The sequence below is a fragment of the Bartonella sp. MU70NMGDW genome (genome assembly GCF_042194085.1).
Taxonomy (GTDB): domain Bacteria; phylum Pseudomonadota; class Alphaproteobacteria; order Rhizobiales; family Rhizobiaceae; genus Bartonella; species Bartonella grahamii.
This window is the reverse complement of sequence record NZ_JBHIMK010000310.1, coordinates 1-1,336: the sequence shown is the minus strand read 5'-3', so window position 1 is coordinate 1,336 and position 1,336 is coordinate 1. Positions and strand designations below refer to the sequence as shown.

General features: G+C 41.4%; 2 protein-coding genes. Both read left to right on the top strand.

Annotated elements, in window-relative coordinates:
• Positions 1-30 precede the first annotated feature (30 nt).
• Positions 31-840: an alpha/beta hydrolase gene (locus ACFIKE_RS10665; protein ID WP_375625481.1), complete on the top strand. Its 810-nt coding sequence runs from the start codon at positions 31-33 to the stop codon at positions 838-840.
• Between the two features lie 3 nt (positions 841-843).
• Positions 844-1,336 (top strand): YgjP-like metallopeptidase domain-containing protein (locus ACFIKE_RS10660; protein WP_375649869.1); only part of this gene is annotated, 493 nt, incomplete at its 3' end.

Sequence of the window (1,336 nt, the reverse complement as noted above, 5' to 3'; positions counted from 1 at the left end):
AAGAAATCGTTTTATGGAGGATAAAGAATTATGGATCAAAATATTCCTTGTCAGTTTTTTTCGTTTGAGAACACCGCACTTGCAGTACGCTATCGCAAGGGGCGCCAATCTCCAGGTTTGGTTTGGCTTCATGGCTATCTATCCGATATGTCAGGGGATAAGGCGATGTTGGTTGATAGTTTTGCTCAGAAGAATGATTTGTCTTGTTTACGTTTTGATTACTCTGGACATGGAGAATCAGGTGGTGATTTTTTTCAAGGAACGATTTCACGCTGGGTTAAAGAAAGTTTAGCGGTTTTTGAAACTTATTGTGAGGGTCCACAAATTTTGATTGGCACCTCTATGGGCGGGTGGATTGCGCTCAAGCTTGCTATGATGTTAGCACAGAAAAATAAGAAGCTTGCTGGCATGATCTTGATTGCGCCAGCTCCTGATTTTACACAAACATTGATAGAATCAGGGTTGGGTCGAAAGGGGTGGAAAATTTTAGAAGAAACAGAGCATATTGAACGATCTGCGATTAGTTATACGGAGCCGGTTCCCTTTACAAAAGTATTTATTGAAGATGGCAGAGACAACTGCGTCATGAAGGGATGTATAGATGTTGGATGTCCAATCCATATTCTACAAGGGATGGAAGATGTGGAGATACCCTATCAGCATACTATGACTTTACTTGATCATTTGCCTCTCCATGATGTAACATTGACACTCGTTCGTGATGCTGATCATCGCTTTTCTCGTCCGCAAGATTTGGATTGCCTCGAAACGGTATTGAGGTCATTGATTGACCGGATTAATGCGGGAGAAGGGGCAAATTCATTGATGATGAAGATATAATGTATGAGCATTTCTAAACAGCATTTTATTTTTTCTGATCGCTCTGTACCTGTACAGGTGCGGGAAAATAAGTGCGCGCGCCGTCTTACCTTACGTATTGATGCGAGCGGACAGAGGATTTGTGTAACAACACCACCAGCGATAAGTCTCTGTACGATTCAAAGTTTTATTGAAAAGCATCGGTCTTGGATTGAGGCGCGTCTTGCTCGTGTACAAATCTCTCATGAAAATGCTTATCTCAAAGAGGGGGCAACGATTCCTTTGTTGGGTGTTTGCCATTCCATAAAGCATAGAGAAGGACGTGGGGTAACGGAAATTATTGCAGGAGATGCAGAACAAGAACCTCAAATTATCGTTTATGGTCAATTAGAATACCTTCCAAGACGCATTGCTGACGTTTTGAAAAAACAAGCAGCACGTATTATAACACCTTTGGTGGCACATTATGCCCATAAAGTAGAGCGTAAAGTCAAATCAATTTGTTATAAAGATACGA